Genomic DNA, 18,927 nt, shown 5'->3' with positions numbered 1-18,927 from the left:
TTCTCCTTGTCAGCTTGCCTTATAACGCTTCAGGAGCCCTCGTGGACGACAGGGATGCGAAAGGTCTTCAGGTACATTTTCCAAGGGCCTGAATTCATGCCATTATTCGGAGGTTCACGGTAGGGACCGAGACAAGAACCCCGCGGGGAATCCGGATGGATCGAAATACGGTTTTCACGAAGACCGCGAAGGGCATTACGCAGGTCAACCAGAAGTCCGCGTCCCTTTCCAAGGACCTCATGAAGGTCCTGAAGCTGATCGACGGCAAGTCGAACTTCAGCCAGATCATGGAGAAGGCCGACCTCGACAAGCCCGTCCTCGAGAAGGCCCTCACCACGCTGCAGAAGGACGGCTTCGCGCGCGTCTTCGAGACCCGCAAGGAAGAAGCGGACCCGTTCGCCGGCGAGGACGATTTCGACTTCACCGCCCCGGGCAAGCTCCCCGGCCAGACGCAGCGCGTGATCGCGGCCGCGGCCAACGACATCAGCGAGCTCGCCCGCCAGCAGGACGCGCGGGACAACACCAAGAAGCAGATGTCGCAGGCGCAGGACGCCGCGCGCGCCAAGGCCAAGCAGGAAGCCGAGACGCGGGCCCGCCTCGAAGCCGAAGCGAAGGCGAAGGCCGAAGCCGAGCAGCGCGCCATGGAGCAGGCGCGCAAGGCCAAGGAAGCCGCCGAGCGCGCCAAGGCCGAGGTCGAGGCCAAGCAGCGCGAGGAAGCCGTGCGCCAGGCCGCGCTCGCCGAGCAGCAGCGCCAGGAAGTGGCGAAGGCCGCCGCGCTCGCCGCGCAGCAGGCGAAGGACGCCGCCGAACGCAAGATCAAGGAAGCGGAGGAGGCCAAGCGCCTCGCCGAGCTGCGTGCCCGCGCCGAAGCCGAGGCCAACGCACGCGCGCGCGCCGAACTGGAGCAGAAGGCTCGCGACGAAGAGAAGCGCCAGGAAGAGCTCCACGCGCGCCAGGCCGAGGAAGAGCGCAAGGCCAAGGAAGTCGCCGCGAGGGCCGCGGCCGAATCCGCCGCCCAGAAGGTGAAGCAGGACGAAGAGAGCCGCCGCCTGGCCGAGATGCGCGCCAAGGCGGAGGCCGAGGCGAAGGCGCTCGCGGAAGCGAGGCAGAAGGCGGAGGCCGAGGCGCAAGCGCTCGCCCGCGCCCGCGCCGACGCGGAAGCCGCGGCCAAGAAGCAGGCCGTCGAAGCCGGTGCCGCCGAGAAGGAGCTGAAGGCGCGCCTCAAGGAAGAGATCGAAGTGCGCATCCGTGCGGAGATGGAACAGCTCCTCCGCAACGAGATCGAGGAGAAGGCCCGCGCCGAAATGACCGCCCAGATCATGGCGGAGGCGAAGCTCGCCGCGCAGGCCGAGCTCGAGGAGCGCCTGGTCGAGGAGCGCGCGAGCCTGAAGGCCGCCGAGAAGGTCGCGCGCGAAGCCACGGAAAAAGTCACCCGCGAAGCCGCCGCCAACGAGGCGAAGCTGCGCGCCGAAGCCGACAAGCATGCGGCCGATGCCGCGGCCGCCCGCAAGGCCGGCGAGGCCGCCGAGGCCACGCGCCGTGCCGCGGCCATCGCCAAGGACGAGGCCGAGCGCCGCGCCGAGGAGATCAGCCGCCAGGCCGCGGTGGAGAAAGAGGAAGCCGAACGCAAGGCCGAGCACCTGAAGCGCTTGGCCGCGATGGAGGCCGATGGCCTGCGCCGCGCCGCGGAAGCCGCCGAGCGCGAGAAGGACGAAGCCGGCAAGCGGGCCGAAGGCGACCGCCGCGCCAAGATCGAGGCCGAAGCCAAGGCCATGGTCGAGGCGGAGGAGAGCGAGCGCCGCGAGAAGGAGCTCGCCCTCAAGATCGAGGCCGAGAAGAAGGGCCGCGAGCACGCCGAGATGCGCGCCAAGATCGAGTCGCGCGCCCGCGAGACGATCGAGGTCGATACGCGCAACAAGGTCCAGGCCGAGATCGAAGGCGACATGACCAAGCGCGCCGAGCTCGAGGGCAAGGCCCAGGCTCGCGCGTACATGGATGCCAAGGCGAAGGCGGAGCAGGACGAAGACGACAAGATGCGAGCCGACCAGGCCCGCAAGGCCCGCGAGATCGCCGACATCCTGCGCACCAAGGTCGAGCCCGATTCCGTCGAGTCCGACGCCCCGGCCGCCAAGCGCCGCCGCCCCCGCAAGCGCAAGGGGCTCATCAAGAACATCTTCGTGGCACTCGTGGCATCGCTCGTGATCGCCGTGGGCCTGCTGCACGTGATCCCGCTGCGCAGCTTCGCCACCAAGATCGAGAAGGCGATGTCGGGCTGGCTGCACGACGACGTGCGCATCTCGGCGGTCAAGTTCTGGCTCGTGCCGACGCCGCACCTCAAGTTCGAAGGACTCACCGTCGGCAAGCTGCTGGACGCGAAGGCGCAGAGCGGCCGCATCTACCTCGACGTGGGTGGCTTCTTCAGCGACCAGATCCGCATCAGCTCGCTGGAGCTGGACAACGTCTCGCTCTCCGCGGATGCGGTGAAGCGCGTGGCGGAATGGTCGAAGGTCGAGGGCAAGCAGGCCGCGGCCGAAATCGAATCGATCAAGATCCGCGGCCTCAAGCTCGACGTGAAGCCGGCCCTCGAGCCCTTCGGCGCGGATATGCGCTTCACGCGTGACGGCGCCCTGCGCGACGCGACGCTGCGCGAGGGCGGCGGCAAGTGGACCGCGACTTTCAAGCCCGCCGGCAAGGGCGTGATGGACGTCGACTTCTACGCGCGCTCGTGGGAGCTGCCGCTGGGCGCCGCGATCCCCGTCTCCGAGGTGAAGCTGAAGGGCCAGATCACGGGATCCGAGCTGATCGTCCCCGAGTTCGAGGCGGACTCCATGGAAGGCAAGGTGAACGGCACGCTCAAGGTCACGTGGGGATCGGGCGTGCGCCTGGAGAGCGACCTCTCCGTGGCGAAGATCCGGGCCGGCGAGCTGATGAAGCCGATCACCAAGGACGTCACCGTCACCGGGAAGCTCGACGGCAACTTCACCGTGTCGGCCGAATCGGGCGAGCTCGCGACGCTGCTCTCCGCGCCGCGCGCGCAAGGCAAGTTCCGGCTCGCCGAAGGCTCGGTCAGCAACGTCGACCTGGTGGCCGTGATGCAGTCCGACGCGGCGGGCCAGCGCGCGGGCGTGACCAAGTTCGCGGAGCTGACGGGCGAGGTGGCGAGCGGCGACAACCGCACGTCGTTCCGCAACATCGTGCTCCAGGGCGGAGTCCTGCGCGGCAGCGGCGCGATGGACATCGGCCAGAACAGCGCGCTGTCGGGACGCCTCCTCCTCGAGATCCGCTCCCAGGTGGCGCAGGATCGCGGCTCGTTCACCGTCAGCGGCACCGTTGCCAAGCCCAGCATCCGGCGCGGCGGTTAAGGCCAAGGGCGGCGCCCGCCGCCTCCTCCCGCTCTTCAGGCTCCTCGCGCCGTACAAGCGGCGCATGGCGGTGGCCATCGTGGCCATCCTCGTCTCGGCCGCGATGGTGCTCGTGATCGGCGAAAGCCTGAAGCGCGTCATCGACGCCGGCTTCGCGAGCGCCAACGAAGCCGTGCTCGACACGACGCTCACCGCGCTCGGCATCATGGTCGCGGTGCTGGGCGCCGTCACCTGGGTGCGCGTCTACAACGTCTACTGGATCGGCGCGCGCTTCACCGCGGATCTGCGCCGCAAGATCTACGAGCACCTCGTGAACCTCTCGCCGCGCTTCTACGAGGAAACGCGCACCGGCGAAGTCGCTTCACGCGTCACCAACGACGTGACACTCGTCGAGGCGGTGATGGGCGGCACGTTCCTCTACGCGATGCGCATGGCGGTCACGATGATGGGCTGTGCCGTGATGCTCGTGGTGACGAGCCCGAAGCTCGCCCTGATCGCGCTCGCGTCGACACCGGTCGTGCTGCTGCCCATCGGCTTGCTGGGCTTCCGCGTGCGGCACCTCTCGCGCGCGGTGCAGGACCGCGTGGCCGACGTGACCAGCCACGTGGACGAGACCATCCACGAGATCCGCACCGTCCAGGCCTACGCCCACGAGGTGCCCGAGGCGCACACGTTCGGCGAGCGCGTCGAAGCGGTGTTCGAGGCCACGGCCACGCGCGCGGGCTATCTCGCGCTGCTCATCGCCACGGTCATCGTGCTGGCGTTCGGCGCCGTGGGCATTCTGCTGTGGGTCGGCGCCCACGACGTCTTCGCGGCGCGCCTCACGGCCGGCGAGCTTACGGCCTTTATTTTCTATGCGGTCATCGCAGCCAACGGGATGTTCGTTGTTGCGGAGGTGTACGGCGAAATCCAGCGGGCGGCAGGCGCATCGGAACGGTTGCTGGAGCTCCTCGCCACGCAATCCGACATCAAGGCGCCTGCGAATCCCGTCGTGCTGCCCGAGCCGCCGCACGGCCGCGTCGCCTTCGAGGGCGTCACCTTCCACTATCCGTCGCGGCCCACGGTCGCGGCGCTGGACAACCTCACGCTCACCGTCGAGCCGGGCGAGGTCGTGGCGCTGGTCGGTCCCTCGGGCGCGGGCAAGACCACGGTCTTCCAGCTCCTGCTGCGCTTCTACGATCCGTCGACGGGCCGCGTCACGCTGGATGGCGTGGATGCCCGCGATGCCGATCCGCGGGAGCTCCGCCGCCGCATCGCGATCGTTTCCCAGGAGCCGGTGATCTTCGCCGCGAACGTGAGGGAGAACGTGCGCTATGGCCGTCCCGAAGCCACGGATGAGCAAGTGCGCTCCGCGCTCGAGGCGGCGTATGCGCTCGAGTTCTCCCAGCGCCTGCCCCAGGGGCTGGAGACCGATCTCGGCGAGCGAGGCGTCAAGCTCTCCGGCGGCCAGCGCCAGCGGGTCGCGATCGCGCGCGCCATCCTCGCCGACCGCGCCGTCCTGCTGCTGGACGAAGCCACGAGCGCCCTCGATGCGGAGAGCGAGAAGAGCGTGCAGCTCGCCCTCGAGCGCCTGATGCAGAACCGCACCACCCTGATCATCGCCCACCGCCTCGCGACGGTGCAGTCCGCCGACCGCATCGTGGTGATGGACCACGGCCACGTCATCGCCACCGGCACGCATGCCTCGCTGGTGGCGGAGAATGGCCTCTACGCGCGCCTGGCCGCGCTGCAGTTCAACGCGCCCACCTCGTGACCATGCTCAGACTCGCACCGCTTTTCTTCGTCGTTCTCGCCGGCATCGCCGGGGCGCAGCAGCCCGCCGCACCGCCTGCATCCCCCGCGCCGCTGGCATCGCCTGCACCGCTTGCACCGCCTTCGCCGTATCCGCCGGTGCGCGCGATCGACGTGCACGAGACGATTCACGGCGTCGATGTCGTGGACTCCTACCGCTGGATCGAGGATCTCGAAAGCCCGGAGACGCAGGCCTTCTTCCGCGCCGAGGCGGACTACGCGCGCTCGCAACTCGACCGCATCCCGGGCCGCGAGCGGCTGCTGGAGCGCATCCGCAGCCTCTCGGAGTTCCAGGTCACGGTGCTCACCGTCGCGGTGAGCGGCTCGCGCGTGTTCTACCTCAAGCTCGCCCCCGGCCTCGCCGGTCCCACGCTCTTCATGCGCGACGGCTTCGCGGGCGCCGAGAAGAAGCTCGTCGATCCGGACCGCTTCTCCGACGGTCCGCGAAAGGGCGCCATCGACTGGTTCGTCCCTTCGCCGGACGGCCGCCACGTCGCGTTCGGCACGTCCACGTCGGGCACGGAGGCCTCGGTGCTGCGCGTGTTCGACGTGGCCACGGGCAAGGACCTTCCCGTGACCATCGACCGCGCGCGCTTCAACAGCCGCCTCGCCTGGTCGCCCGACGGCCGCTCGTTCTTCTATGCGCGCCTCGCCGATGGCCCGGAGCGAAGCAAGCGCTACGCGAACATCCGCATCTATCGCCACCTCCTCGGCCGCGACGCTGCGCGCGATGAAATCGTCTTCGCGCCCGGTGTGGGCGGCGCGCGCGACGTGCCCGAGGTGTCGTTCCCCAGCATCATCGTGCCGATCGACTCGCACTACGCGTATGCCGTCGTGCGAGAGGGCGCGCGCCGTGAGCTCGCGGTGCACGCGACGGAGCTGAAGGAGCTCGAGGCCGGAACGCCGCGCTGGCGCAAGATCGTCGGCTTCGAGGACGACGTGATCGCCGTCGAGCCGTGGAAGGACGAGCTGCTGCTGCTCTCGCACCACAAGGCGGATAACCACAAGGTCCTGCGCATTCCCGCCTCCGCCGGGAGCTCGGTCGCGAAGGCGAAGGTGGCAGTGCCCGAGGGCGATGCCGTGATCCAGGGCATGGCGATGGCGCAGGACGCGCTCTACATCCGCAGCAACGTGGGCGGCGTGGACCGCCTCGAGAAGCTGCCCGTCGGCTTCCTGGGTCTGAAGAAGCCCGAGTTCGTGAAGACGCCGTTCGACACGCACATCGCGCAGATCATCGCGAGCCCGCGCCAGCCCGGCGCCCTGCTGAAGCTGCAGGGCTGGATCGAGCCGCCCGCGGTGGTGCACGTCGACGCGAAGAGCGGCGATCTTCTCGACACCAAGCTGCAGCCCAAGCCGGTCGCCGACTTCGACGCGATGGACGAGGTGCGCCTGTACGCGACGGCGGCCGACGGCACCAAGATCCCGGTCACGCTGGTGTACCTGAAGACCACGACGCTGAACGGCGAGAACCCGCTCATCCTCTCGGCCTACGGCAGCTACGGCACGCAGGTGATCCCGATGTACGACCCGGCGCGCCTCGCGTGGCTCGAGCGCGGCGGCGTCCTTGCCGTGGCGCACGTGCGCGGCGGCGGCGAGTATGGCGAGGGCTGGCATCGCGCGGGGCGCCTCACGGCCAAGCGCAACACGGTGCAGGACCTCGTGGCCGTGGCGGAATTCGTCACGCGCTACGGATTCACCAGCGCACGCAAGCTCGCGATCGAGGGCTCGGGCGCGGGCGGCATTCCCGTCGGCGGCGCGCTCGTGCGCCGGCCGGAGCTCTTCGCGGCCGTGGTGCCGCGCGTGCCGATGATGGACATGCTGCGCTTCGACGTCTCGCCCGCGGGCCGCACCGACATTCCCGAGTTCGGCACCATCACCACCAAGGCGGGCTTCGAGGCGCTGCGGGAGATCTCGCCGTACCACCAGGTGAAGGATGGCACCGCCTATCCCGCCGTGCTGTTCTCGGCCGGCATGAACGACGCGCGCATCGATCCGTGGCATGCGGGCAAGATGGCCGCGCGCCTGCAGGCGGCGAACCCGAACGGCAAGCCCGTGCTGCTGCGCGTCGATTTCGACGCCGGCCACGGGCCGGGCACCAGCCGGCGCCTGCGCGAGCAGGAAGTCGCCGATGTCTACGCCTTCCTCCTGTGGCAGTTCGGCGTGCCCGAGTTCCAGCCGCCGCAGGCCACGCCGCTGGCCCCCGCGCCCGTGATCGTTCCCGTGCCGGCTCCGGCCGGCGGGACTCCTTCGCCCACCCTGGCTCCTTCGACCACGCTGGCTCCCGCGCCGGCGCCCGTGCCCGCGCCCGGAACGCCGCCCGCGCCCGAGGTGAAGTAGCGGTTGCTCGCTTGAGGAAGTGGCATCGGGTCCGCATGTAGGGAAGATGGCCTCCGCCCAATGAAGACGATTCCGATCGCGGCCGCGCCGCCGCCCGACAAGCCCCACATCGATCCGGTGTGCGGCATGAAGGTGGCCGCGAATCCGCAGCGCCACGTGTTCCACGAGGGCACGGACTACTACTTCTGCTGCCCGAAGTGCGTGGAGAAGTTCTCCGCGGATCCGGCGAAGTATCTCCACAAGCACGACGTGCCCGCCGCGCCGCCGACGGCCGCGGAGGCCGCCGCCACGTACACGTGCCCGATGCATCCGGAGATCCGCCAGCAGGGGCCCGGCACGTGCCCGAAGTGCGGCATGGCCCTCGAGCCGGAGATGCCCTCGCTCGACACGGGTGAAGATCCGGAGCTGGTGGACTTCCGCCGGCGCTTCCTCGTGACGCTGCCGTTCTCCGCGGCCGTCTTCATGCTCGCGATGTTCGGCGGCCCGGTGTTCGCGGGCATGCCGGGGTTGTCGCCGAACTGGACGCAGCTCGTGCTGACGACCCCCGTGGTGCTTTGGGGCGCGTGGCCTTTCCTCGAGCGCGCCGTCGCTTCGGTGGTCACCTGGAACCTGAACATGTGGACGCTCATCGGCCTGGGCGTGGTTGCCGCCTATGCGTACAGCGTCGTCGCGACGGTCGCCCCCGGAGTGTTTCCGGAGAGCTTCAAGGAGCACGGCCAGGTGGCCGTGTACTTCGAGGCGGCGGCGGTCATCGTGTCGCTCACGCTGATGGGCCAGCTCCTCGAGCTGGGCGCGCGCGGCCGCACGGCCGAGGCGCTGAAGAAGCTGCTGGGCCTGGCGCCGAAGACCGCACGCCGCCTGAACCGCGACGGGACCGAAGCGGACATCGAGCTCTCGCACGTGCACGTCGGCGACAAGCTGCGCGTGCGCCCGGGCGAGAAGGTCCCGGTCGACGGCATCGTGGTCGAGGGCCGCTCGAACGTGGACGAGTCGATGGTGACCGGCGAGCCCGTGCCGGTGGAGAAGGCCGAGGGCTCCAAGGTGATCGGCGCCACGCAGAACGGCACCGGGGCGTTCGTCATGCAGGCCGAGCGCGTCGGAAGCGAGACGGTGCTGGCACGCATCGTGAAGAGCGTGGCCGAGGCGCAGCGCTCGCGCGCCCCGATGCAGCGCATGGCCGACGCGGTGGCCGGGTGGTTCGTGCTGGTCGTATTCGCGATCGCCGTCGCGAGCTTTGTGGCGTGGGCCACCGTCGGGCCGGAGCCGCGCTGGGCGCATGCCGTGGTGGCCGCCGTGTCGGTGCTGATCATCGCGTGTCCGTGCGCGCTGGGGCTCGCCACGCCGATGTCGATCATGGTCGCGATGGGCCGCGGTGCGGCGAGCGGCGTGCTGTTCCGCGACGCCGAGGCGATCGAGCGGCTGCGCGGCGTGGACACGCTCGTGATCGACAAGACCGGCACCCTCACGGTCGGCAAGCCCGCATTTCGCGCCATCGAGACGGCCAACGGATTCGCCGCCGACGAGGTGCTGCGCATCGCCGCTACATTGGAGCTCGCGAGCGAGCACCCGCTGGCCGAAGCACTCGTGGCCGAGGCACGGCGGCGCGGTCTCGAGCCCGGGTTCGCCGAATCGTTCTCGTCCGTCACCGGCCAGGGCGTGCAAGGCCGCGTCGAAGGACGCTCCGTCGCGGTGGGATCGGCCGCGTTTGTACGAACCGCTTTCGCATTCCTCCCGGAGCTCGACGCCCGAGCCGAATCGCTGCGGGGCGAGGGCGCCTCGGTGTTCTTCGTCACGCTCGACGGCGCGCTCGCGGGGCTGGTCGCGGTGGCGGATCCGATCAAGGAGAGCACGGCGGATGCGATCGCCGAGCTGCATCGCGCCGGCCTTCGCATCGTCATGGCCACGGGCGATGGAGCGACCACCGCGCATGCGGTCGCGAAGACGCTCGGCATCGACGAAGTCCACGGCGACCAGACACCGGAATCGAAGGCCGCGCTGGTGGCGAAGCTGCAGAAGGAAGGACGGCGCGTGGCGATGGCGGGCGACGGGATCAACGACGCACCGGCGCTCGCACGCGCGGACGTCGGCATCGCCATGGGCACCGGCACCGACATCGCGATGGCGAGCGGCAAGGTCACGCTGGTGAAGGGCGACCTTCGCGGCATCGCGCGGGCGCGCGCGCTCTCGGAAGCGACCGTGGCGAACATGAAGCAGAACCTCGCGTGGGCCCTGGGCTACAACGCGCTCGGCGTGCCGATCGCGGCGGGGGTACTCTATCCCGTGTTCGGCCTGCTGCTCTCGCCGATGGTCGCCGCGCTCGCCATGAGCTTCAGCTCGGTGTCCGTCGTCGCGAACGCGCTTCGACTGAGGAAGGCCTAGGACCGCCATGCCCGCATCGCCCGCCCACGATCTCTCCGGCCGCCAGCATTCGCACGTGTTCGACGCGGGAAACCGCGCGGGGGAAGTACGCACGCAGATCGTGATCGCGGTCACCGCGCTCACGATGGTCGTGGAGATCGCGGTTGGCTGGTGGTCGGGCTCGATGGCACTGCTCGCCGACGGCTGGCACATGGGCACGCACGTCGCGGCGCTCGCCATCGCGGTGTTCGCCTATCGCTACGCGCGCCGCTGGGCCACGGACTCCCGCTTCGCGTTCGGGACGTGGAAGGTGGAGGTGCTGGGCGCCTTCGCGAGCGCCATCGTGCTGGGCCTGGTCGGGGTGGCGGTCGCGGTGGAGTCCCTGGTGCGCCTCGCGCGGCCGGAGCCCATCGACTTCAAGATCGCGCTCATCGTCGCCGTCGTGGGGCTCGTGGTGAACCTGGTGTGCGCCTTCATCCTCGAGGGCGCGGGCGGGCATTCCCATGCGGGCCACGATCACGATCACAGGCACGATCATGGGCATGCGCACGACCTCAACCTGCGCGCCGCCTACGTGCACGTGCTCACCGACGCCTTCACGTCGGTCCTCGCGATCGTCGCGCTGACCGCGGGCCTGTTCCTGGGGTGGTCGTGGCTCGATCCCGCGATGGGCCTCGTGGGCGCGGCGGTGATCGCCGTGTGGGCCTGGGGCCTGATGCGCGACTCGGCGCGCGTGCTCCTCGATCGCGAGATGGATTCCCCGCTCGTGGGCCAGGTGCGCTCGGCCCTCGAAAGCGATGGTGATGCTCAAGTCGCGGATCTCCACGTCTGGCGCGTCGGGCGCGACCGCTACGCCTGCATCGCCTGCGTGGTGGCCGATGCGCCGCTCGCCCCCGACGTCTATCGCGCCCGCCTGGAAGCGCTGCCCACCATCGCGCACGCCACCATCGAGGTCAACGCATGTCCCGCCAAGTCCTGCTGCGGAAAATGAATGGGGTCAGGCCCCATTCAGCGAGAGGGAATTAGCGCCCATGCAGCCTGACCCCATTCATTCGGATGTCCTCTCGTTCTGGTTCGGGGAGAGCGGGAAGAGCCGCGCCGAGTGGTTCCGGAAGGATGCGGCGTTCGACCAGCAGATCCGCAAGCGCTTCGGCGCGCTGCATGCCGGGGCCTCGGCCGGCGGCCTTGCATCGTGGGAGGACGAGCCGCGGAGCGCGCTGGCGCTGCTCATCGTGCTGGACCAGTTCTCGCGCAACCTGTTCCGCAACGACCCGCGCGCGTTCGCACAGGACGCACGGGCGCTACGCGTCGCGGAGAAGGTGCTGGAGCGGGGATGGCATCGCGCGCTGCAGCCCATCGAGCGCCAGTTCGTCTACCTCCCGCTCGAGCACGCGGAAGATCTCGCACGGCAGGACCGGGCGGTGGCGCTTTTCGAGGAGCTGCAGGCGAGCCCGGGCATGGAGGGCATCGCGGAGTGGGCCGAGAAGCATCGGGTGGTGATCCGGCGCTTCGGCCGCTTCCCGCATCGCAACGCGGCGCTGGGAAGGACCTCGACCCCGGAGGAGGAAACCTTCATCCTCACGCCGGGCTCGGGTTTCTGACTACTTCTTCGCTTCCTTCGCCCGCGCGGCGATGTTCATCGCCTTGTTGTTCTTGCGCTTGCGGGTGTTGCCGTAGCTGCCCTTGAAAACCTTGCCCTTGAAGCTGCGTTTGTCGCCTTTGCCCATCGGTATGACTCCTTCATAGGATCCACCCCGATTATAGGCTCGTAAGGCCCTATCCCTTGAGTCTTTCGCGTTCGCGCTGCAGGCGCTCGCGCTCCTGGTCCAGGCGCTGCTGGTCGCGCTCCAGCTGCTTCAGCGCGCGCTGGCGGTCGCGCTCGGCGCGTTCCTTGTCGCGGTCGGCCTGGGCCTTCGCGCGTTCCGCGTCCTTCGACATCTTCTCGTAGCCCTCGGGCACGCTGAAGAGGTCGGCGGAAGGCTCGGAGCGCTTCACGCCGGCCAGGCGATAGATCGACTCGCCCTGGCGCGGATCGGCGTAGCGCGAGTACATCGTCACCTGCAGGTCCGGCGCATACCAGGTCTCGGAGACGACGTTGATCGGCGCTTTGTTGCCGATCTCGCCCGCGGGAATGGTCCACACGGTCTTGCGGCCCTCGGAGCGCACGCCCTCGATGTCCTTGGAGCCCAGGTCGGTGGTCACGCCCTTGCCGAGCTTGCCCACGCTGTCGAAGCGCATCACGGAGGCTCCGGGCAGCGGCGGGACCGGGGCCAGGGGAGCGAGGGGTGCCACGCCGGGCATCGGAGCCGCAGGCGGCCGCGGAGGCGCGGGTGGCGCGAGATAGATCTCCTCGCTGTCGCCGTTCCGGACGATCTGCACGCGCACTTCCTCGCGGTTCGGGCCGTCGCCCGTTTCCGCCGTGGTCACCTTGCGCACCGTGATCTTGGGGACGTCGAAGACATCCTTGCCGTCGACCGTCACCTTGATGCCATCGACCTTCACGGCCTTGCCGCCCGCGTTGATCTCGATCTTGCCGCTCACCTCCTTGCCGTCGACGAAGACCTTGCCGTCCTCGATGCGGATCTCGGTGCCGTTCATGCTCATGACCTGCTTGTTCTTCGAGTCGTAGCTGTACGAGTGGCCGAAGCTGCGGGGCGTGACGACGGCGCGCTTGGAGCCGGGCGACAGGATGATGCGCTGGCTCGTCACCGGATCGTTGATGTAGATCGCGGGTGTCTTGCCGTCGCCGCCCACTTCCTCGCGCGTTCGGCCCTGGGCGTCGCGGTAGACGCGGCTCGAGGTCCTCTTGGTGATCACGTTGCCGTCGGAGAGCGCCTGGTTGTTCTCGGTGACGACCTCCGCGCTGTAGGGCGCGTTCTTCACGACGCGGGAGGAGCCGACGCGGCTGGAGAACATCGTCCCCATCGACGTGCGCATCTCGTTGGAGAAGTCCTCGGCCCATTTGCGCCAGGCGTCGGCCTGGTCGTTCAGCACCAGCAGGTCGCCGCCGTTCCATTGGAAGGTCGGCGCCGCGGGCGCGTGGTTGTCGCCGGCGTACACGGCGGTGGCGGAGAAGGTGGCCGCGAGGGCGGCGGCGATCGCGTGCGTGCGGAAGGTCATGGTCTGTTTTGTCCTGTCGGTCTAGTCGAGCAGGCGCACGGCGAGCGGTTCGCCCTGCGCCGAATAAAGCATTTCCGCGCGCACCGGCTCGGATGCCCGCTCGGGAGAGACGGGCAAGCCCCAGTCGGCCAAGAGCGCGCGCGGAAATTCGGTGGCGACCACGGTGGCGCCGGGCTCGAGCGCGATGCGCTCCAGCGGCCGCAGCGCCAGGAACGGGCCGGGATCGGATTCGCCGGCGACGAGATCGTCGATCGCGGGCGTGGGTTGCTGGAGGACGATGGGCGCGTGGACCATCCAGCTCACCAGCGCCACGGTGGCGGCGAGGGCGAGGGGCGGCATCCACCACAGCGCGGGACGGCGGGCCTTCGCGTGGCGCCTGCGGAATTCCGCGGTGAGCGCGGCTTCGAGCGCGTCGGGCGCCTTCATGCGCGAGAGCTCGCCCTTCAGCTCGTCCAACCGCGAGGTGAGGTACGCGTCGTGCAGCGGGTTGGTCGTCGGTTCGTTCATGTTCGTGTTCATGGTCAGGACACCTCTTTGGCACGCGGGGGTGCCGCGAGGATTCCGCGGCGCGCCAGGCGTTCGGCCAGCTGCGCCCGCGCCCGGGAAAGGCGCGACCGCACGGTGCCGATGTCGATGCCGCACACCTGCGCGGCCTCGGCGTAACTCAGGTCGGACAGCTCGCAGAGGATGAGCACGTCCCGGTAGTGCGGCGCGATCTTCGCCACGGCTCGCCGCACCTCTTCAGCGATCTCGCCCTTCAGCACGCGGTCGAGCGGCGTCTCGCGGTCGATGTGCGCTTCGGGCAGCGAGGCGTCGTCGGCGAGATCCGCGGGGTCGGTCGCATCTTCGCGGCTCGCGAACTCCTTCCGCGCGAGGTTGCGCGCCACGCCGCAGAGCCACGCCCCGATCGAGCCGCGCGTCGGGTCGAATTGATCCGTGCGCGTCATGAAGTGGATGAAGGTTTCCTGCGTCACCTCGGCAGCACTGTGCGGCGATCCCGTGCACAGCAGGGCGAAGCGGTACACCGCATCCTTGTGCTTGCGATACAAGGCGACGAAGGCTTGCTCGTCGCCCTGCTTCATTTTCGCCAGCAGGCTCAGCTCGGGTTGCATGTTCCAGGGGGGCATGGGTCTCGGTGCATCCTCTCACCCGATATTGCGTCCCGGCCGTCCATAAGTTCCCACCAATGAACGATGGGGTCACGGGTGGCGAGGGGGTTGGCGATACGATGTCTGGACACCGGCTGGTTCCAGAAGGTATCGCCAACCCCCTCGCCACCCGTGACCCCCTCCCTCATTCGGCGTCGGGCTGGGCGGCGGGGACGGCGGCGGCGAAGGCGGGATGCTCGAGGCACGCGGCGTGGACGGCGGCGATGCGCGGCCACGCGGAGAGATCCTTTTCGAGGCGGAGCGCATTGAAGGCCTGGGGCACGAGGCAGATGTCGGCGAGCGTGGGCGAGTCGCCGAGGCAGTAGCGGCCGGAGGCCCGCGCCGCGAGCTGCGATTCGATGGCGCCGAAGCCCTCGCGGATCCAGTGGCGGAACCACTCGTCGCGCGCCTCCTGCGTGGCGCCGAACGCATCGCGCAAGTGCAGCAACACGCGCAGGTTGTCCACGGGATGGATGTCGCACGCGATGGCGAGCGCGATCGAGCGCACGAACGCGCGATCGGCGGGCGAGGCGGGAAGCAGCGGCGGCTCGGGGTGCGTCTCGTCCAGGTACTCGATGATCGCGAGCGATTGCGTGATGCTCTCGCCCCCGACGGTGAGCATCGGGACCAGCCCCTGCGGATTGAGCGCCAGGTATTCCGGCGAGCGCTGCTCGCCCTTGCGAAGGTGGACGAAGCGGCGCTCGGCCGGGAGGCCCTTCAGGTTCAGCGCGATGCGGACGCGAAACGCGGCCGAGGAGCGGAAGTAGTCGTGGAGGATCATGGTCGCGGCATCTTATACTTGGCCCGTGGACCGCGAAGAAATCCGGCGCCGGCTCGCGCACCTGCCCCCGCTCGAAGACCTCCTCACCGCCGACGACATCGAGAAGCAGCGCGACAACGCGCGCGCCTTGCTCCGCCCCGCGGCCGTGCTGGTGCTGGTCGTGAACCACGCGGCCGGCGCCACCGTCGTCTTCACGCAGCGCACCTCGAGCCTGCCCGCCCACGCGGGCCAGATCAGCTTTCCCGGCGGCCGCGTGGAGGAGGGCGACGAATCCCTCGAGGCCACGGCGCTCCGCGAATCGAGGGAGGAAGTAGGCCTCGACCCCGAGCGGGTCGACATCCTCGGCCGCCTCCCCGAGTACCGCACGTCCACGGGCTTCCACGTGACGCCGGTCGTGGGCTGGATCGAGCCGCCGGTGGCCTTCACCCCCGATCCCTCCGAAGTGGCGGATCTCTTCGAGGTCCCGCTGGCCTTCCTCCTCGACCCCAGGAACCACCGCCACGAGAACGCCTACTACAAGGGGCGGCTCCGCCACTACTGGGCCATGCCCTTCGGCTCCCGCTTCATCTGGGGCGCCACGGCCGGGATGCTGGTCACCTTCCAGCGGGTCCTGGACCGGGCTTGACAAGAACGAACGATCGTACTATTTTAGCGCCATGAACGCTCTCGCCATGCGCCAGAACACCAAGGGTGAGTCCACCCGGGCCCAGATCCTCGAGGCCGCCGTCCAGATGGCGTCCGAGAGCGGTTTCGAAGCGCTCACCATCGGATCGCTCGCGGAAAAGACGGGGCTGTCGAAGAGCGGCCTCTTCGCCCACTTCGGCTCCAAGCTGGACCTGCAGATCGCCACGCTGGACGAAGCCGCCCGGCGCTTCACCGAATCCGTGTTCCTCCCAGCCCTGAAGGTGCCGCGGGGGCTGAAGCGCCTCCAGGCCCTGTTCGAAGGCTGGGTGGATTGGCCCGGCCGCGCCTCGCTGAAGGGTTGCCCGCTCAACTCGGCCTCCGAGGAGTACAACCACCAGCCGGGCCCGATGCGCGATGCCGTGATGGAGCGCCAGCGCCTGCTCGAGCGCGAGCTCGCCAAGGCGGCGCACATGGCCGTGGACGCGGGCGAGCTGGCCCCCGGCACGGACACGAGCCAGATCGCCTTCGAGATGGTCGGCATCGTCCTCTCGTACTACCGCTGCGAGCTCCTGATCGGCCACGACCCGGCCCGCCAGCGGGCGCTCACCGCGTTCCAGCGCCTGGTCGATTCGGCCCGGCCGCAGTCTTCCGCCTCGCTCGCGGCCGTCCGCCGCTAGCCCCCTCCAGGAGTCCCTGAACATGCATCCTTCCCTCTCGCTCCCGAATAGCACGAACGTTCGTAACGCTTTGTCACTGGCGTGGACGCGGGCCCAGCTGAGCGTGTCTTCCGCCCTCGCGCCGGCCGCGGCGCTCGACAAGGCGACCCGGCTCTTCCTCACCCCGCCGCGCTTCAGCCACACGGCGCGCGAGCGGGAGCTGCTCTCCATCGGCGTGCGCTACGCCGTGGCCTCCCCGTACGGAACGCTCGCCGCCTGGCGCTTCGGCCACGAGGCGCGCCCCGCCGTCCTTCTCTCGCATGGATGGGGCGGACGCGGTGCGCAGTTCCGCGCCTCCGTCCCGCGGCTGCTCGAAGCGGGCTACCAGGTCATCGCGTTCGACCACGTGGCGCATGGCCACAGCGAAGGGCACGAAGCATCGCTCGTGCATTTCGTGCGCGGCGTGGATGCGGTCGCGCGCGACCTCGAGGCGCGCGGCGTCACGGTCGCCGGCGCCATCGGCCACTCGCTGGGTGCGGCCGCGCTCGGAGCGTGGCTGCGCGGCGCGAACGTGAAGCCCCGCGTCGTGCTGCTCGCGCCGCCCAGCTCGATCATTCGCTACTCCGGGCACTTCGCGCGGATGCTGGGCCTGCCCGAGCGGCTGCGGCGAGAGATGCAGTCGCGCATCGAACGCCGCCTGGGGATGGCGTGGAGCGAATTCGAGCTCCCGGGCGCACTGCAAGGTATCGATGCACCGGCGCTCGTGATCCACGACACCGCCGACAAGGACGTTCCGTACGCCAGCGGCCTCGCCGTCGCTCGCGCGTGGAAGGGTGCACGTTTCGTTGCGACCACCGGCCTCGGACACCGCGCGATCCTGCGCAGCGACACGGTCGTCGCCGACACCCTCGATTTCCTGCGCGACGAAGTCCGCTTCGCTCCGCCCCCCGGGCCGCGCGAAGGCTTCGCGTTCGCCGCGCCCGCGCCCCTGCTCTAGGAGAAGAACCATGAAACGCACGCTTCCCCCCGAAGACACGCCCCGCATCCTGTTCGTCGCGCTCGGGATCTGGGCCGTCGCCACCGTCGTCGCCGCGCTGCAGGGCGTGTTCGCCAAGCTCTCGCTCGCCGAGATGGGCGGACTGTCCCTCTTCGCCTTCGTGTTCGCCAGCGCAACCACGTATCTCGACCGCTCGCTTCGCGACTACCTCGCCACGCGCAGCACCCGCAGCTACCTCACCTTCGTGATCGAGGTGGACCTGGGCGTCGCGATCGGCACGATGATCGCGCTCGGGCTCGCGCAGGGCCGCGTCGAGGCCGCGCTCACGTCGTTCCCGCTCGCGGTCGTGATCGTGTTCGCGTTGCCCCTCGCGGCCGTCGGACACCTGCTGCTGGCACAGCGACTCCTGCGGCGCGATCCGGTGCACGCGCTTCGCTCGCCGGTGGTGCTGCCTTGAAGTTGCGGGACGGCATGGACGGCGGCGACTTCGAGCGGCGCGGCAAGCCCCACCTGCCGGGCCACCTCGGCATGCGCATGGTCTCGATCGCGCAGGGCCTGGTGGTGATGGAGCTCACGGTGATGCCCGAGCTCATGGCGCCCAACGGCTTCCTGCATGCGGGCACCGTCGTCTCGCTCGCGGACACCGCCTGCGGCTACGCGACCATCGCCCACCTTCCGGAAGGCGCGCAGAGCTTCACGACGGTGGAGCTGAAGGCCAACCTGTTGGGCACGGCTCGCGAAGGCGTGATCCGCGCCGAGGCGAAGGCGGTGCATCTCGGCAAGACGACGCACGTGTGGGATGCGCTGGTCTTCGGCAACGGCGGCGAGAAGCCCATCGCGCTCTTTCGCTGCACCCAGCTGATCCTCTACCCGAAGTAACTCAGGCGACGGGCTGCGAGAGCACCTGCTGCGCGCCCGGGCGGGTGCGAAGCGTTGCGTACCAGCGTTGCAGGTTCGGGCGCGGTTCGCGCTTCGCGGGAAGGCCCAGCCAGCGGTGCGTGGCGCAGCCCACGACGATGTCCGCGGGCGAGAAGGCCTTGCCCGCGACGTGCTCGCGGCCCGCGAGGTGCGCGTCGATCACCGCGGCGAACTTCTCGCCCTTCTGCAGCGAGGCTTCGATGGCTTTCGCGTCGCGCTTGTCCTCGGGCGTGCGGCAGAGGCCCCAGAACGCGACCAGCATTGCCGGCGTGAAGCCCGTCGATTGCCACTCCATCCATCGGTCGACGTCGGCGCGCCTCTCCAACTCCGAGGGCCATAGTCCCGACGCCTGCGCGTGCTTCGCCGCGAGGTAGCGCACGATCGCGTTGGATTCGTAGAGCACGAAGCCGTCGTCCTCGATCACGGGGACGAGGCCGTTCGGGTTCTTCGCGAGGTAGTCGGCCTGGTCGTTGCCGCCGAAGGCACCACCCACGTCCACGCGCTCGTACTCGAGGGCGAGCTCGTCCGCGCACCACACGACTTTCTGCACATTGACGGACGAGAGCCGCCCGAGGATTCGCAGCATCAGCTCTTGGCGGGCGGCTTGGGCGGGGGAATTTCGAGGGCCGGGCCCTTGTTCGCATCCGAGCTCTTGCTGCGGCTCATCATGACGACGGCGGCGAGGGCGGCGACGACCGCGACCACGGCAATCACGGCAACGAGCTGCTTCTGGTTGCCCTTCTGGTCCTCGGTTTCGATCTTGTCGACCAGGCTGCGGACGTTGCGCAGGGCCTTCTGCTCGAGGTCGCGTTGGGCGTCGTCGGTCATCGTTGCC

The 18,927-nt window shown here is 69.4% G+C and carries 18 protein-coding genes; 11 read left to right on the top strand and 7 right to left on the bottom strand.

What is annotated here, in order from left to right; all coding sequences use genetic code 11:
- Nucleotides 1-155: 155 nt before the first annotated feature.
- The 6 genes from DSM104443_RS14840 to DSM104443_RS14815 all read left to right on the top strand — a co-directional run bounded on the left by DSM104443_RS14840 (nucleotide 156) and on the right by DSM104443_RS14815 (nucleotide 11,449).
- Nucleotides 156-3,362 (top strand): AsmA-like C-terminal region-containing protein, encoded by a 3,207-nt coding sequence (locus DSM104443_RS14840; RefSeq protein WP_171093543.1) that lies wholly within the window; start codon nucleotides 156-158, stop codon nucleotides 3,360-3,362.
- A 64-nt stretch (nucleotides 3,363-3,426) separates the two neighbouring features.
- Nucleotides 3,427-5,115 carry an ABC transporter transmembrane domain-containing protein gene (locus DSM104443_RS14835; protein WP_212756701.1) on the top strand — a complete coding sequence of 563 codons (1,689 nt, stop codon included), beginning with the start codon at nucleotides 3,427-3,429 and terminating at the stop codon, nucleotides 5,113-5,115.
- Nucleotides 5,116-5,117: 2 nt separating this feature from the next.
- Nucleotides 5,118-7,490 (top strand): prolyl oligopeptidase family serine peptidase, encoded by a 2,373-nt coding sequence (locus DSM104443_RS14830; protein WP_171093542.1) that lies wholly within the window; start codon nucleotides 5,118-5,120, stop codon nucleotides 7,488-7,490.
- Between the two features lie 60 nt (nucleotides 7,491-7,550).
- Nucleotides 7,551-9,869 (top strand): heavy metal translocating P-type ATPase, encoded by a 2,319-nt coding sequence (locus DSM104443_RS14825; RefSeq protein WP_171093539.1) that lies wholly within the window; start codon nucleotides 7,551-7,553, stop codon nucleotides 9,867-9,869.
- A 7-nt stretch (nucleotides 9,870-9,876) separates the two neighbouring features.
- On the top strand, nucleotides 9,877-10,839 hold the full coding sequence (gene dmeF, locus DSM104443_RS14820; RefSeq protein WP_171093537.1) for a CDF family Co(II)/Ni(II) efflux transporter DmeF: 963 nt from the start codon (nucleotides 9,877-9,879) through the stop codon (nucleotides 10,837-10,839).
- A 40-nt stretch (nucleotides 10,840-10,879) separates the two neighbouring features.
- Nucleotides 10,880-11,449, top strand: a complete 570-nt coding sequence (locus tag DSM104443_RS14815; protein WP_171093535.1) for a DUF924 family protein — start codon at nucleotides 10,880-10,882, stop codon at nucleotides 11,447-11,449.
- Here the strand turns inward: DSM104443_RS14815 and DSM104443_RS14810 are convergent, their stop codons facing one another.
- The 5 genes from DSM104443_RS14810 to maiA form a co-directional block, all read right to left on the bottom strand.
- On the bottom strand, nucleotides 11,450-11,575 hold the full coding sequence (locus tag DSM104443_RS14810; protein WP_171093533.1) for a 30S ribosomal protein THX: 126 nt from the start codon (nucleotides 11,573-11,575) through the stop codon (nucleotides 11,450-11,452). It lies immediately after the preceding gene.
- A 49-nt stretch (nucleotides 11,576-11,624) separates the two neighbouring features.
- Nucleotides 11,625-12,968 (bottom strand): hypothetical protein, encoded by a 1,344-nt coding sequence (locus DSM104443_RS14805; protein WP_171093532.1) that lies wholly within the window; start codon nucleotides 12,966-12,968, stop codon nucleotides 11,625-11,627.
- Between the two features lie 21 nt (nucleotides 12,969-12,989).
- Nucleotides 12,990-13,487 carry a hypothetical protein gene (locus DSM104443_RS14800; protein WP_171093530.1) on the bottom strand — a complete coding sequence of 166 codons (498 nt, stop codon included), beginning with the start codon at nucleotides 13,485-13,487 and terminating at the stop codon, nucleotides 12,990-12,992.
- Nucleotides 13,488-13,489: 2 nt separating this feature from the next.
- A complete protein-coding gene (locus DSM104443_RS14795; RefSeq protein ID WP_171093528.1) occupies nucleotides 13,490-14,095 on the bottom strand; it encodes an RNA polymerase sigma factor in 606 nt (201 codons plus the stop codon).
- A 166-nt stretch (nucleotides 14,096-14,261) separates the two neighbouring features.
- Nucleotides 14,262-14,897 (bottom strand): maleylacetoacetate isomerase, encoded by a 636-nt coding sequence (maiA, locus tag DSM104443_RS14790; protein WP_171093526.1) that lies wholly within the window; start codon nucleotides 14,895-14,897, stop codon nucleotides 14,262-14,264.
- A gap of 25 nt (nucleotides 14,898-14,922) precedes the next feature.
- Between maiA and DSM104443_RS14785 the strand changes: the two genes are divergently transcribed.
- The 5 genes from DSM104443_RS14785 to DSM104443_RS14765 all read left to right on the top strand — a co-directional run bounded on the left by DSM104443_RS14785 (nucleotide 14,923) and on the right by DSM104443_RS14765 (nucleotide 18,053).
- Nucleotides 14,923-15,522, top strand: a complete 600-nt coding sequence (locus DSM104443_RS14785) for a CoA pyrophosphatase (protein ID WP_246232280.1) — start codon at nucleotides 14,923-14,925, stop codon at nucleotides 15,520-15,522.
- 31 nt (nucleotides 15,523-15,553) lie between these two features.
- Entirely contained in the window at nucleotides 15,554-16,198 is a 645-nt protein-coding gene (locus tag DSM104443_RS14780) for a TetR/AcrR family transcriptional regulator (protein ID WP_246232275.1), read from the top strand.
- A 103-nt stretch (nucleotides 16,199-16,301) separates the two neighbouring features.
- A complete protein-coding gene (locus tag DSM104443_RS14775) occupies nucleotides 16,302-17,174 on the top strand; it encodes an alpha/beta hydrolase (protein ID WP_171093521.1) in 873 nt (290 codons plus the stop codon).
- Between the two features lie 10 nt (nucleotides 17,175-17,184).
- Nucleotides 17,185-17,631 (top strand): hypothetical protein, encoded by a 447-nt coding sequence (locus DSM104443_RS14770; protein ID WP_171093519.1) that lies wholly within the window; start codon nucleotides 17,185-17,187, stop codon nucleotides 17,629-17,631.
- Entirely contained in the window at nucleotides 17,628-18,053 is a 426-nt protein-coding gene (locus tag DSM104443_RS14765; protein WP_212756699.1) for a PaaI family thioesterase, read from the top strand. Before DSM104443_RS14770 ends, DSM104443_RS14765 begins: the two co-directional genes overlap by 4 nt.
- A 1-nt stretch (nucleotide 18,054) precedes the next feature.
- Here the strand turns inward: DSM104443_RS14765 and DSM104443_RS14760 are convergent, their stop codons facing one another.
- Together DSM104443_RS14760 and DSM104443_RS14755 are read right to left on the bottom strand one after the other, a co-directional pair.
- Nucleotides 18,055-18,678: a glutathione S-transferase family protein gene (locus tag DSM104443_RS14760; protein ID WP_171093516.1), complete on the bottom strand. Its 624-nt coding sequence runs from the start codon at nucleotides 18,676-18,678 to the stop codon at nucleotides 18,055-18,057.
- Nucleotides 18,678-18,920 (bottom strand): hypothetical protein, encoded by a 243-nt coding sequence (locus DSM104443_RS14755; protein ID WP_171093514.1) that lies wholly within the window; start codon nucleotides 18,918-18,920, stop codon nucleotides 18,678-18,680. The genes DSM104443_RS14760 and DSM104443_RS14755 overlap by 1 nt, the downstream gene beginning before the upstream one ends.
- Nucleotides 18,921-18,927: the final 7 nt, after the last annotated feature.

Source organism: Usitatibacter rugosus, from assembly GCF_013003965.1.
GTDB lineage: Bacteria > Pseudomonadota > Gammaproteobacteria > Burkholderiales > Usitatibacteraceae > Usitatibacter > Usitatibacter rugosus.
Note: the sequence above shows the minus strand (reverse complement) of the source record. Positions and strands in the feature narration are given on the sequence as shown.